The organism is Microbulbifer maximicatervae (SeqCode), assembly GCF_052467825.1.
In genome coordinates this window covers 4680302-4694349 of record NZ_CP174327.1, presented here as the reverse complement: position 1 = coordinate 4694349, position 14048 = coordinate 4680302, and the positions used below count along the sequence as shown (strand labels likewise).

Below are 14048 nucleotides of genomic sequence, written 5' to 3'. Positions count from 1 at the left end.
ATCGGCTGGGTGGGGTGTGCTTGCAGTGATGGTGAAATTAATTCGTTTGAGGTGAAGAGTTTTAAAGGTATATTTAAAATAATAGCCCCTGCAAGATTTGCAGGGGCTATTGGCGAAAGTCGATTATTTAAATAAATTAACTTTCTGCGCGGTTATCTTTTTCTTGGTCGGAATTAGGTATATCCATATTTTGCGAGTCTTCTTTGGGTTTGGCTACAGTGCGCACTTCAATAAGAATGCCAAATGCAGGGTGGTCGATATAATGAAGTTGTCCGCTACGCAAACGTCTCTCGTGTTGCAGTCTTGCAGCATGGGCTACATATAATGGCTCTTCTTTTATAAATTCCGGCTCGCCCAGTGTGAGAGGCTCAGTTGTGTTAATTGCGCCCTGACTATTTTCGATATCAAACCCGTTATTTTGTGAATATGAATTTTCAATATCACTGTAATTGCCGGTTAGGATTTGTAGCGGCTTTTCGATTTTATTTTGTGGGCGTTGAGGAAGAAGAATACTGTGTTCCCCGGGTTGCGTATAAAAATCGCTGAGCCACAAATTAGTACTGATATGTAAATAGCGAGCGACACTCAGGGTGATAGATCCCTCAAGCTGGCTGTGGCCGCTGAGCTGGCTGCCGCCATCAATCAGAATGGCCGGAGAGTTTCTCTTGGTTTTTAAAACCTGGCGCCAGGCCTTGTGAAACAGGACCCTGTCACCAGCCCTGGAAATTGCGGCGGCTTTGTTGTCCAGCAGCCTGGGTACAGGTCTTAGCAGCAAGTTTCTTGGTGCTTGCTCAGAGTTCTGCAAACTAGTAGATGCGTCGCCCTCAAGTTCCGATGATTCAATATCGGCTGGGCCGCTCGTTTCTGGGCTCGAAATGATGTCTTCAAGCGATAACACCTCATCCTCTGTTGGCTGAGTTGGAGTGCGCAGGGTGTCAAAGTCGATCCACTTTGATGGATACTGAAGACGAGGTGCCGTCGGCCAGGTCTCTGCGGTTCTTTCCATCCCCTGGGGGCGCTCGAATACGATCATTTCTATTTCGAAAGTATTGCCAGCGTAGTTGACGGCCTGGGCACTGGTTGCTGCCAGCGTGAGCGCCAGGGTTGAGCAGAGGCTAATTATCCTTTTCATGGGTTTACCACTTAAACAATTCTATTTGGGTGCCGAGGGTGTCATTGCCGACAGGCCGTTTAAGCGGGAGTAGGAGACTAATTAGTTTTGCCGCCAGCTCCCGCTGCTGCCTGCCGGATGGTATCACTGTGCAAGCTTTTCCAGAACTTCGTTAATTTCCTGGAGCTTGCGATCAGTACCCTCCTCATCGAGACTGAAATTCAGTTGGTTTGCGCCGGCCAGCTGGTAGCGTCCCGGCTGGGTTTGCACCATCTTAACCAAAGTGAGCGGATCTACACGGGTATTCTCCGCAAATTCGATACGCCCTCTTGCCGCAGAGGCCTCAAGTTTGCGGATGCCCATATTCTCGGCCTTTAACTTGATCTCCGTGGTGCGGAACAAGTGTTTTACCGATTCCGGCAGTAGCCCGAAACGGTCGATCATCTCTACCTGAAGTTCTTTCAGTTGCTGCCCGTCGGTGGCATTGGCAATGCGTTTGTACATGATCAGACGGCCGTGGACATCGGGCAGGTAGTCCTCGGGAATCAGCGCAGCAACCCGCAGATTGACGTCCACCGCAGGGGATTCGAGGGGTTCGTCAATATTCGGTGTGCGGCCCTCGCGAATGGCCTTCACTGCCTTGTCGAGCATCTCCATATACAAATTGAAGCCAACACTCTGAATCTGCCCGCTTTGTTCCTCACCTAGCAGTTCGCCTGCACCGCGAATTTCCAGGTCGTGGGTAGCCAGGGTAAAGCCTGCACCTAAATCCTGGGCCTCGCTAATTGCTTCCAGGCGCTTCACGGCGTCATTGGTCATGGAGCGCTTTTTGGGAGTCAGTAGGTAGGCGTAGGCCTGGTGGTGCGAGCGTCCCACGCGACCGCGCAACTGGTGAAGCTGGGCCAGGCCGAACTTGTCTGCGCGCTCGATCAGTATCGTGTTGGCTGTGGGGACGTCGATACCGGTTTCGATAATGGTGGTACAGACCAGGACATTAAAGCGCTTGTGATAGAAGTCACTCATTACCTGTTCCAGCTCCCGTTCGCGCATCTGGCCGTGGCCTATGCCGATACGGGCCTCGGGAATCATCTCCTGTAGCTCCCGCGCGATTCGCTCAATGCTTTTGACTTCGTTGTGCAGGAAATACACCTGACCACCGCGCAAGATCTCCCGTAGGATAGCCTCTTTTACCAAGGCATCATCGCGCTCGCGCACGAAGGTTTTCACAGAGAGGCGCCGTGCTGGTGGGGTGGCGATCACCGATAGATCGCGAATACCGGCCATGGCCATATTCAGGGTGCGGGGAATAGGGGTGGCGGTAAGGTTGAGGATATCCACCTCGGAGCGCAGGCTCTTCAGGCGCTCCTTCTGTCGGACGCCAAAGCGGTGTTCTTCGTCGATAATCAGCAGGCCGAGATTTTTAAAGTCCAGATCGCTTTGCAACAGCTTGTGGGTACCAACCAGGATATCCACCTTGCCACTGGCAACCTTCTCTTTCACGCTGTCCACTTCCTTGCCGGAGCGGAAGCGGGAAATCACCTCGATATTGATCGGCCAATCGGCAAAGCGATCCTGGAAGGATTGATAGTGTTGCTGGGCCAACAGGGTGGTGGGAACCAGCATGGCCACTTGCATACCTGCGTGGGCCGAGACAAATGCAGCCCGCATGGCCACTTCTGTCTTACCGAATCCCACGTCGCCGCAAACCAGTCGGTCCATCGGCTTATCTGAGAGCATATCCCCCAGAACTGCCTCGATGGCTTGTTGTTGATCTGGAGTTTCCTCGAAGGGGAAACCTGCGGAAAACTCCCGGTAGGCCAGTTGAGGGTTATCGAAGGCATGGCCAATACGGGCTTCGCGGCGGGCGTAGATATCCAGCAGCTCCGCAGCTGCATCGCGGACTTTCTCGGCGGCTTTGCGTTTGGCTTTTTGCCACTGTTCACTGCCCATTCTGTGCAGCGGGGCCAGGGCTTCATCGGCACCGGAGTAGCGGCTGATCAAGTGCAGGCTGGCTACCGGTACGTAGAGTTTGGCATCGTCGGCATATTCAAGGGTCAGGAATTCTGCCGGTTGCCCGTCGATCTCCAGGTGCTGTAGGCCGCGATAACGACCTACGCCGTGATCAATGTGAACGACGGGAGTGCCTATGCGCAGTTCAGCCAGGTTTTTAACCGCGTTGTCCGCTTCATCTTTGGCTTTTTTACGGCGGCGTTGCTGCAGTACCCGCTCACCAAATAACTGCGGTTCCGCGATCAGGTTGATTTGCGGGTCCTTAAGCAGCAGTCCTTGATCGATGGGGGCTACGGTAATCCCGATAGTGTCCTTTGCGGCGAGGAAGTCCTGCCAACTTTGGAAGCTGGGAGGGCTGAGCCGTATGCCCTTTAATAGCTCCAGCAGCGCTTCACGACGCCCGCTACTTTCAGCACAAAATAGCACCCGACCGGAGTATTCCATCAGGTAGCTTTCCAGTGCAGCCAGGGGTTGTTCGGACTTGCCATCTACTGGCAGTGAGGGGGGTACGGAAGTGTCAAAATTACAGTTGCCCTGGGCTTCCGGAAGACTCTCCGCAGAGAAGATTGCCCGAGGCATGGACTTCAGGGCACCGTTAAGCTCATCAATTTCCAGTAAAATCTGGCGCGGTGGCAATATGGGGCGGGTCAGGTCGCCGCGACGACTTTCATAGCGGTTGCTGACTTCGCGCCAGAAATTGTCCAGCGGCTGTTGGATATCTCCCTGTAAAAATGCCTGGCTGCCCTCGGGCAGGTAGTCGAACAGGCTTGAGCAGTTGCCATCGAAAAACAGGGGCAGGTAGTACTCAATGCCCGCCGGGGCAATTCCTGCACTGATATCCTGGTAAATTGGCACTTGGCTGGGATCGCTATCGAATTCACCGTGCCAATTTTGCAGGAATCCTGACAAGGCAGCCTTGTGCAAAGGGAATTCCCGCGCAGGTAAAAGGTGAATGGTTTTCACCTTGTCGATGGTGCGTTGGGTTTCCGGGTCAAAGGTGCGCAGGGATTCAATTTCATCGTCGAACAGATCGATGCGGTAGGGCAGGGGGCTGCCCATTGGGAAAATATCCATCAGTGAGCCGCGCACAGCGAATTCGCCGTGTTCGTAGACGGTGTCTACGCAGTGGTAGCCGGCCTGCTCCAGCAGTCTCCGCTGGATATCGATATCAAACTGCTGCCCCTCCTCCAATATCAGCGCATTGCCGGCAATATAATTGCAGGGTGGTAGCCGGTGCATCAGGGTGCTGACTGGGATTATGACGATCCCGGCCCCCATTTTCGGCAGCTGGTAAAGGGTGGCGAGGCGATCCGAGATGATGTCCTGGTGGGGGGAGAAGGTGTCGTAGGGGAGAATTTCCCAGTCGGGAAAATGGAAAATTTCCAGCTCCCCGTTTTCCTCCTTATCTCGCCGCGCTTTGTTAAAAAATTTCAATTGCACCTCTAAACGGTGCGCTTCGAGACTGTCCTTTGTGATTAACAGGGTGGGCGCTTTGTTATTGCGTGCCGCGTTGAGGATGGCGAGCGCGGCAGCTGCGCCATGCAGTTGTCCCCAAAATTGTCGGTCACTGGAGGAGCGAAACTTCGGTGGGGTCAGGGGCTGTATTTCTGTCATCTTTCCTTATATATCCGCGCATTCATTCGAGATGTCTTCGAGGTCGGCTATTGTAGCCGCGAACAGTTTTGCTTGCAGGGAATGTTAACCCTGCCTGTGTTTCCAGTCGGGAACAACTACGCTTTTTTATAGATTGCGCAATGTCGCTCGGGTGGACTACAAAAAGGTAGTTTTACTACATTTTTTTGGCTCTTTTTTGCTCAGTTGCGCAGTGTAAAGCGAACACTATAATGCGCAGCCATGCGGTCCTGAGTGGTTTCAAGGCCGTATTTCTTGCCTACTAAATACATTGCAGAGGTGTCCGATAGTGACTCAGAAGCGACCGAAGCCCGCGGACTTTTTCAAGGACTGGAAACAGCGTGAAGCACTGGCTGAATCCATGATCCCGATGATTGGAAAGCTCAACCGTGAGAGCAACGTCGGTATTTATATGTACGGCCGCAACCTGGTTAATCGCTCAGTGCTGAGCATTATGAAAGCGCACCGTTTCGTGCGTCAGGTTGAGGAAAATGAACTCTCCGAGTTTGAAACCTTCCCTGTATTGGAAGCCATCTGCAAGATGGAGCTGGGTCCCGTACATATCGACCTGGGAACCATGACCAACAAGTACATGCGCGACGATCGCGGCTTGTCTGTGGACGAGTTTGTACGTGAAGAGCTGTCCGACGCAGCGGGTGCCGGCAAGCCTCTGCCCGAATCCAAAGATGTTGTGATCTACGGTTTTGGTCGTATCGGCCGTCTGGTTGCCCGCCTGCTGATTGACAAGGCTGGTAGTGGTGATGTTCTGCGTCTGCGCGCTATCGTACTGCGCAAGGGCAAGGCCCCCAACGATTTGGTGAAGCGCGCTTCTCTGCTGCGTCGCGACTCCGTACATGGCGCCTTCCAGGGAACTATCCGTGTGGACGAGGAGACCAACTCCCTGATCTGTAACGGTAACGAAATCAAGATCATCTACGCCAACTCCCCTCAGGAAGTGGATTACACCCAGCACGGTATCGACGATGCGATTATCGTTGACAGCACCGGTGTATGGCGCGATGAAGAAGGTCTGAGCCAGCACCTACAGAGTCCAGGCGCTTCCAAGGTGCTGCTGACTGCACCGGGCAAGGGCGATATCAAGAATATCGTTTACGGTATCAACAGCAGCGACATCAAGCCGGAAGACAAGGTGCTGTCCGCCGCTTCCTGTACCACTAACGCCATCGTGCCTGTCCTGAAAGCGATGATGGATGGCTACGGCGTTGAGCACGGCCACGTAGAAACTGTACACGCCTACACCAACGACCAGAACCTGATCGACAACTACCACAAAGGTGAGCGTCGCGGTCGCGCAGCAGCGCTGAATATGGTTCTGACTGAAACCGGTGCTGCCAAGGCGGTTGCCAAAGCGTTGCCCGAGCTGAAAGGTAAGCTCACCGGCAACGCAATTCGCGTTCCGACTCCTAATGTTTCCATGGCGATCCTTAACCTGAACCTGGGTAAAGAGACCACCAAGGAAGAGCTGAACGAATATATGCGCGATGTGGCACTGCACTCGCCGCTGCGTCAGCAGATCGATTTCACCAACTCCCCGGAAGTGGTGTCCAGCGATTTTGTTGGCTCCCGCGTTGCCTGCGTATTCGATTCCACTGCGACTATCGTGGATGGCAAGAACGCTGTGCTCTACTGCTGGTACGACAACGAGTTTGGTTATAGCTGTCAGGTAGTTCGCTGCCTGGAAGATATGGCTGGCGTTCGTTATAAGCAGTTCCCCAAAGAAGACTAAGGCGTCAAGCCACCTCGCCGCAGTCGGTACCCAGATCCGACTGCGGGGTTTCGGCGACTGTTCCAGTCGCCGCACCATATCTCCCCAAATCCCTGTTTTTTCAACAGAAATTTCCAATCTTAGTGCCACTTAAAGACTTTCCAGACTGGTAATGACTCTGGCCCATCTTTATAATGCGCGCGATTTTGCGGGGCGGCCGTGCGCCGAGAAGTTAGCGCGCACATCCTTTTTAGTTAGCTTCCTTCCTCCCGGTTCACGGGTGATACGGCATAAGCCCTCGCAGCACGGAATTCCACAATAGGACCCGTCATCCCAGGCATGGGACGGTGGGTCCTATTGCAATTTTTTTAAACTAGAAACTTAGGCATAGGCGTATGAGAAAGATCCGTCGGGGATTGGACTTACCCATATCCGGCGCGCCCGAGCAGGTCATTCAAAAAGGACCTGCGATCAAGACCGTTGCTGTTCTCGGCCCCGATTATCACGGGATGAAGCCGACAATGGCAGTGGCTGTAGGGGATCGCGTCAATCTTGGTCAGCTGTTGTTTAGCGACAAAAAAACTGAAGGCGTGCGCTACACAGCGCCTGCTGCCGGTCGTGTTGTTGCGATTAACCGTGGCGCTCGTCGTGTTCTGCAATCCGTCGTGATTGGCATAGACGGCGATGCAGCGGAACAGTTCCAAAGCTACAGCGCAGATAAACTGTCTGGTCTGACTCGCGAACAGGTCGTTGAAAACCTGGTTGAGTCCGGCATGTGGACCGCACTGCGCACCCGCCCGTTCAGCCGCGTTCCCGCCCTGGATGCTGAGCCGGTAGCGGTGTTTATCAATGCGATGGACACCAACCCTCTGGCAGCCAATCCAGAAGTTGTGATTGCTGAGAATCCCAAAGCCTTCTCCCAGGGCGTTGAGATTCTTTCCAAGCTGGCAGAAACCACTTACGTCTGTACTGCTCCGGATGCGGATATTCCAGTACCGAGCGCAGCGAATATTCGCCGCGAAACCTTTGCCGGCCCCCATCCGGCAGGCTTGTCCGGTACCCACATCCACTACCTGAAGCCAGTTTCTGGCAACCGCAGTGTATTTACCATTAATTACCAGGATGTGATCGCCGTAGGCAAACTGTTTACCACCGGTAAGCTGTTTACCGATCGCGTCGTTTCCCTGGCAGGCCCTCAGGTCAAGCAGCCACGTCTGCTGCGCACCCGTCTCGGTGCCAGTCTGGAAACCCTGACTTCTGATGAGCTGAAAGGCGATAACGATCGCATTATCTCCGGCTCAGTATTCGGTGGCCGTACAGCTGAAGGTCCACTGGGTTACTTGGGGCGCTACCACAACCAGATTTCTGTACTGGAAGAGGGCGATGAGCGTCCGTTCCTGCACTATCTGCGTGCGGGTAATAAGCGTTTCTCTGTATTCCCGATTTATCTGTCGCGCCTGGTGAAGAACAAGCTGTTCAACTTCACCACCAGCACCAACGGTTCTGAGCGTGCCATGGTACCCGTCGGTAGTTATGAGAAAGTCATGCCGCTGGATGTACTACCCACTCAGTTGCTGCGCTCCCTGATCGTTGGCGATACTGCAATGGCTCAGAAGCTGGGCGCACTGGAGCTGGACGAAGAAGATCTGGCGTTGTGCACCTTTGTGTGTCCGGGCAAGTACGAGTACGGCCCCATTTTGCGGGACAACCTGACCCGTATTGAGAAGGAGGGGTAAGTATGTTGCGTAAATTCCTCGATTCGATCGAACCCAAGTTTCACAAAGGCGGTAAGTTCGAAAAGTTCTACGCCCTGTTTGAAGCGATTGACACCGGTCTGTTCCAGCCGGCAGACAAGACCAAAACCACTGCTCACGTGCGCGACGGTATCGACCTGAAGCGTATTATGATCACCGTTTGGGCTTGTGCCATGATCCCGGCGTTCTACGGTATGTGGAATATCGGTTTCCAGTCCAACACCATTCTGGAAGGTATGACCAACCCGGATCTGTCCGGCTGGCGTCACGCCATTATCGGCGCTCTGACTTCCTACAACCCAGCTAGCCTGTGGGACAACTTTGTCTACGGCGCTATGTACTTCCTGCCTATTTATGCGGTCACTTTTATTGTGGGCGGTATCTGGGAAGTCCTGTTTGCTGCGGTGCGCGGTCACGAAGTCAACGAAGGCTTCTTTGTAACCTCCATCCTGTTCGCCTTGACCTGTCCGCCGGATCTGCCTCTGTGGATGGTGGCTATGGGCATCAGCTTCGGTGTGGTTATCGGCAAGGAAGTATTCGGTGGTACCGGCAAGAACTTCCTAAACCCGGCACTTACCGGCCGCGCCTTCGTATTCTTTGCCTACCCGGCAGCGATGTCTGGCGATGCGGTTTGGACTGCGGTTGACGGTTACACCGGTGCTACCGCGCTGTCTGTTATGGCAAGCGAAGGCATCCAGAACGGTATCGTCAATGCTGCTGTTGGCCAGGTAACCTGGTTCGACGCCTTCTTCGGCCAGATCCATGGCTCCATTGGTGAAACCTCTACCCTGGCTATCCTGATTGCCGGCGTAATCCTGATGGGCATGAAGATCGCCAGCTGGCGCATCGTAGCTGGCACCCTGCTGGGTATGATGGCCACTGCTTTCATGTTCAACATGATCGGCTCCGAGACCAACCCGATGTTCCAGGTTCCCTGGTACTGGCACCTGGTAGTGGGCGGTTTTGCCTTCGGTCTGATCTTTATGACTACGGACCCTGTATCCGCTGCGATGACCAACACCGGTCGCTGGTGGTACGGCATCCTGATCGGGGTGATGGTTGTCCTGATTCGTGTGGTGAACCCGGCCTTCCCGGAAGGCATGATGCTGGCGATTCTGTTCGCCAACCTGTTCGCTCCGCTGTTTGACCACTTTGTGGTGCAGTCCAATATCAAACGGAGGTTGGCACGTGGCTAATAAAGATTCCGTAACCGGTACTCTGATTGTCGCGCTGGTAATGTGCCTGGTGTGCTCCGTAGTGGTATCCACCGCTGCGGTAATGCTGAAGCCTGCCCAGCAGGCGAATGCCGAGCTGGACATGAAGCGCAACGTACTGATGGCTGGCGGCCTGTTGAAAGACTCTCACGCTGATAAAGCGGAAGTCGAAAAGGCCTTCGCCGACGTAAAAATCAAATACGTCGACCTGAATACCGGTAAGTTTACCGATCAGGCTCCGGCTGGTGGCAGTGGTCGCGCTGCTGCCAAGATCCCGTCTGACAGTGAAAAACTGCCGGCTGACGAGGACACTGCCAAAATTATCCGCCGGGAAAATACCAAAGAGGTATACCTGGTAGAGAAAGACGGCAAGCTGGACAAGATCATTCTGCCGATTCGCGGTTATGGCCTGTGGGGCACCCTGTACGGCTTCCTCGCTCTGGAGAGCAACCTCGACACCGTAGCGGGCCTCGGCTTCTACGAGCACAAGGAAACTCCGGGACTGGGTGGTGAAGTTGACAACCCCAACTGGAAAGCCCAGTGGATTGGTAAGAAAGTCTTCAACAACCAGGGCGACGTGGATATCGCAGTGATCAAGGGTCAGGTTAACCCCAACAGCCCAGACGCGATTCACGAAGTAGATGGCCTGTCTGGTGCAACTCTGACCAGTAAGGGCGTTAGCAACCTGGTGAACTTCTGGTTGGGTAACCAGGGTTATGGTCCCTTCCTGAAAAACCTGAAAGCAGGGGAGGCATAAGCATGAAAATCAAAGATACTCTGCTAGAGCCGATTTTTAACAACAACCCGATCGCGCTGCAGATCCTGGGTATCTGTTCTGCACTGGCTGTTACCAGCTCGCTGCAGGTTACCCTGGTAATGTGTATCGCACTGACCTCGGTTGTGGCCTGTTCCAATGTTGCGGTATCCCTGATCCGCAAACAGATCCCGAACAGCATCCGTATCATTGTACAGATGACCGTGATTGCCTCTTTGGTAATCCTGGTAGACCAGCTGATCAAGGCCCTGGCTTACGACATCTCCAAGCAGCTGTCTGTATTCGTTGGTCTGATCATTACCAACTGTATCGTTATGGGCCGTGCGGAAGCCTTCGCTATGAAGAACCCGCCGCTGCCCAGCTTCTTCGACGGTCTTGGTAACGGTCTGGGATACAGTGTGATCCTGATCGGTCTCGCGGTGGTTCGTGAACTCTTCGGTGCCGGCAAACTGTTCGGTGTAGATATCTTGACTACCGTGAGCAACGGCGGTTGGTATATCCCCAACGGCCTGCTGCTGTTGCCGCCGAGTGCATTCTTCCTGATCGGCCTGTTCATCTGGGCGATCCGTGCCTGGAAACCGGCACAGGTGGAAGAAGATGAGTTCAAGATTGCGCCTAATTCCCAAGCGCAGGAGGCCTAATCCGTGGAACATTATATTTCTTTGATTATCCGCGCCGTTTTCGTTGAAAACATGGCGCTGGCCTTCTTCCTCGGTATGTGTACCTTCCTGGCGGTATCGAAGAAGATCGAGGCCGCTATTGGGCTGGGTGTTGCGGTTATCGTGGTGCTGACTCTGACAGTACCGGTGAATAACCTGATCTACACCTACCTGCTGAAAGACGGTGCACTGGCCTGGGCCGGTTATCCCGATGTGGACTTGAGCTTCCTCGGCCTGTTGTCCTACATCGGTGTAATTGCGGCACTGGTACAGATCCTGGAGATGTTCCTGGATAAATACGTACCGGCTCTCTACAACGCGCTGGGTGTATTTCTGCCGCTGATTACCGTGAACTGCGCCATCATGGGTGCTTCCTTGTTCATGGTTGAGCGCGAGTACGCGTTTGGCGAGAGTGTTGCCTATGGCTTCGGTGCCGGCCTCGGCTGGGCACTGGCGATTACCGCTCTGGCCGGTATTCGTGAAAAGCTGAAGTACAGTGACGTTCCGGATGGCCTGAAAGGTCTGGGTATCACCTTCGTAACTGTTGGTCTGATGTCCCTGGGCTTCATGTCCTTCGGCGGCATCGATATCTAAGCGGGGAAAACAATAGAATGAGTATTGAAATTATCCTCGGCGTAGCGATGTTTACCGTCATCGTTTTGGCGCTGGTAGCGGTGATCCTTGCGGCCCGCTCGCGCCTGGTAAACACCGGCAACGTCAACATCCTGGTTAACGGTGAGAAGACTCTCACCGTACCGGCCGGCGGCAAGTTGCTGCAAACCCTGGCTGCCAACAACCTGTTCCTGGCCTCCGCCTGTGGCGGCGGCGGCAGCTGTGCGCAGTGTATCTGTAAGGTGAATTCCGGTGGTGGCGATATGCTGCCGACTGAAGCGGCTCACTTTACCCCGCGCGATGCAAAAGAAGGCAAGCGTCTTTCCTGTCAGGTTGCGGTTAAGCAAGACATGGAAATCGAAGTGCCGGAAGAGGTGTTTGGTGTTAAGCAGTGGGAGTGCACTGTGGAATCCAACCCGAACGTGGCCACCTTTATTAAAGAGCTGACCCTGCGTCTGCCCGAAGGTGAAAACGTTGACTTCCGCGCTGGCGGTTACGTACAGCTGGAAGCTCCGGCTCATCATGTCAAGTTTGCCGACTTCGATGTCGAAGAGCAGTACCGTGGCGACTGGGAGCACTTTGGCTTCTTCAAGCTGGAGTCCAAAGTGACCGAGCCAGTGGTTCGCGCTTACTCCATGGCTAACTACCCGGAAGAGAAAGGTGTTGTTAAGTTCAACATCCGTATCGCGACTCCGCCGCCCCGCACTGAGGGCATCCCGCCGGGTCAGATGTCTTCCTACGTTTTCAGCCTAAAGGCAGGTGACAAGATTAAGGTGTACGGTCCCTTCGGTGAGTTCTTCGCCAAGGAAACTGATAACGAAATGGTATTTATCGGCGGTGGTGCCGGTATGGCGCCAATGCGTTCACACATCTTTGATCAGCTCAAGCGCCTGAATTCCACCCGTAAGATCAGCTTCTGGTACGGCGCGCGCTCCCTGCGCGAGATGTTCTACGAAGATGACTACAACGGTCTGGCTTCCGAGTTCGATAACTTCCAGTGGCATGTGGCTCTGTCCGATCCACAGCCGGAAGACAATTGGACGGGTTACACCGGATTCATTCACAACGTGGTATATGAAAACTACCTGAAGGACCACCCGGCTCCGGAAGATTGTGAGTACTACATGTGTGGGCCGCCCATGATGAACGCGGCAGTCATCAATATGCTCAAGGACTTGGGTGTAGAAGATGAAAATATCCTGCTGGATGACTTCGGCGGATAATTGGAGGGCTTAGCTTGCTAAAAGCAATCACAGGCCCGACAAACTCAAAAACAGGGCCCGTCTTTACGGCCCTGTTTTTGCTTTGGGCGGCTGTAATTTTATCGGCTTGCGCTCCTTCGCCGGAGTCCTGGCAGTTGGCTGGCCGCACCATGGGAACCAGCTATCACATCACCGTCGTTCAGGTGCCCTCTGGGCTGGAGCAGGGTGAGTTGCAGCAGTTGATCGACGATGAGTTGCAGCAGGTCAACCAGGAGATGTCGACCTATATCGACGACTCTGAGTTAATGCGCTTTAACCAAAGCCCGGTAGGGCAGGCGATCCCGGTTAGCCAACACTTGGCAGATGTACTGGAAATGTCCCTGGATATTTATCGCCGCAGTGAGGGCGCTTTCGAGGTGACGGTCGGCCCTCTGGTCAACTTGTGGGGTTTTGGTCCCCAGCCCGAACCGGAGCATATCCCCTCAGATAAAGACATTGCCGATCTGCTAACCGTCGTCGGTTCCGATGCGTTAACCCTGACCCGTAAGCCAGACACTGTTATTAAGAGCCGCCCCGTTGAGGTGGATCTTTCAGCGATTGCCAAGGGCCATGGCGTTGATCGGGTTGCCGAGCTATTGGAAGACCTGGGTATTCGAAACTACTTGGTCGAAATTGGCGGTGAACTGCGAACTAAGGGTGTGAATCCAAAGGGTAAGACCTGGGTAATTGGCATTGAAGTACCCAGCGTGGCAGGGCAGATGGTGCAGGAGCCAATTGCGGTGAGTGGGAAGGCAGTAGCTACGAGTGGAGACTATCGCAACTACTACGAAAGGGATGGTGTTCGTTACTCCCATAGCATTGACCCACGCTCCGGGCGGTCCATTAAGCACAAATTGGCATCGGTAACCGTGATTGCCGACACCTGTGCAGAAGCCGATGGTCTGGCTACCGCGATCAATGTCCTCGGTGCTGATGCCGGCATGGCGCTGGCAGAAAGAGATAATCTAGCCGTCTTTATGGTGGTGAAAACTGATTCAGGTTTCGAAGAGCGTTCTAGCTCTGGCTTTAAACCTTATGTAGAGAGGTCTGAGAAGTGACAATTTTCATATTTGCCTTTGTGGCCATGTTGCTCGTTGTTGCCGGTATGGCGATCGGGGCCATGGTTCAGAACAAACCGTTAAAAGGAACTTGTGGCGGGCTCAACAATATCGGCATGAAGCAGGATTGCACAGTCTGTGGTGGCGATGACGATGAGTGTGAAAAGGAACAGGAGAGGCAAAGACAGCAGCAGATGACTGCCGAAGATCTCGCTTACGACGCATCTAAACGCAAGTAAGCTTTCCTTCTCCAACA

General features: G+C 53.9%; 11 protein-coding genes. 9 read left to right on the top strand and 2 right to left on the bottom strand.

The window, feature by feature from the left end:
- Positions 1-136 precede the first annotated feature (136 nt).
- Together ACJJII_RS20645 and mfd are read right to left on the bottom strand one after the other, a co-directional pair.
- A complete protein-coding gene (locus tag ACJJII_RS20645) occupies positions 137-1132 on the bottom strand; it encodes a CsiV family protein (protein ID WP_444917562.1) in 996 nt (331 codons plus the stop codon).
- 123 nt (positions 1133-1255) lie between these two features.
- The gene (mfd, locus tag ACJJII_RS20640) at positions 1256-4735 is read right to left on the bottom strand and encodes a transcription-repair coupling factor (RefSeq protein WP_444917561.1); all 3480 of its coding nucleotides are present in this window, start codon (positions 4733-4735) and stop codon (positions 1256-1258) included.
- A gap of 304 nt (positions 4736-5039) precedes the next feature.
- Here mfd and ACJJII_RS20635 point away from each other — a divergent pair, with 304 nt between their 5' ends.
- From ACJJII_RS20635 to nqrM, 9 genes are all read left to right on the top strand, one after another.
- Positions 5040-6500 (top strand): glyceraldehyde-3-phosphate dehydrogenase, encoded by a 1461-nt coding sequence (locus ACJJII_RS20635; protein ID WP_444916215.1) that lies wholly within the window; start codon positions 5040-5042, stop codon positions 6498-6500.
- A gap of 374 nt (positions 6501-6874) precedes the next feature.
- The gene (locus ACJJII_RS20630) at positions 6875-8215 is read left to right on the top strand and encodes a Na(+)-translocating NADH-quinone reductase subunit A (RefSeq protein WP_444917560.1); all 1341 of its coding nucleotides are present in this window, start codon (positions 6875-6877) and stop codon (positions 8213-8215) included.
- Between the two features lie 2 nt (positions 8216-8217).
- Positions 8218-9429: an NADH:ubiquinone reductase (Na(+)-transporting) subunit B gene (locus ACJJII_RS20625; protein ID WP_444917559.1), complete on the top strand. Its 1212-nt coding sequence runs from the start codon at positions 8218-8220 to the stop codon at positions 9427-9429.
- Positions 9422-10204: a Na(+)-translocating NADH-quinone reductase subunit C gene (locus tag ACJJII_RS20620; protein WP_282932330.1), complete on the top strand. Its 783-nt coding sequence runs from the start codon at positions 9422-9424 to the stop codon at positions 10202-10204. The genes ACJJII_RS20625 and ACJJII_RS20620 overlap by 8 nt, the downstream gene beginning before the upstream one ends.
- Positions 10205-10206: 2 nt before the next feature.
- The gene (locus ACJJII_RS20615) at positions 10207-10863 is read left to right on the top strand and encodes an NADH:ubiquinone reductase (Na(+)-transporting) subunit D (protein WP_282932331.1); all 657 of its coding nucleotides are present in this window, start codon (positions 10207-10209) and stop codon (positions 10861-10863) included.
- A gap of 3 nt (positions 10864-10866) precedes the next feature.
- Positions 10867-11475, top strand: a complete 609-nt coding sequence (nqrE, locus tag ACJJII_RS20610; protein WP_020413086.1) for an NADH:ubiquinone reductase (Na(+)-transporting) subunit E — start codon at positions 10867-10869, stop codon at positions 11473-11475.
- Positions 11476-11492: 17 nt separating this feature from the next.
- Positions 11493-12716 carry an NADH:ubiquinone reductase (Na(+)-transporting) subunit F gene (nqrF, locus tag ACJJII_RS20605; RefSeq protein ID WP_108733652.1) on the top strand — a complete coding sequence of 408 codons (1224 nt, stop codon included), beginning with the start codon at positions 11493-11495 and terminating at the stop codon, positions 12714-12716.
- A 14-nt stretch (positions 12717-12730) separates the two neighbouring features.
- The gene (locus tag ACJJII_RS20600) at positions 12731-13792 is read left to right on the top strand and encodes an FAD:protein FMN transferase (RefSeq protein ID WP_444917558.1); all 1062 of its coding nucleotides are present in this window, start codon (positions 12731-12733) and stop codon (positions 13790-13792) included.
- Positions 13789-14031, top strand: a complete 243-nt coding sequence (gene nqrM / locus ACJJII_RS20595) for a (Na+)-NQR maturation NqrM (RefSeq protein ID WP_282932334.1) — start codon at positions 13789-13791, stop codon at positions 14029-14031. Before ACJJII_RS20600 ends, nqrM begins: the two co-directional genes overlap by 4 nt.
- The last annotated feature ends 17 nt before the right edge of the window (positions 14032-14048 follow it).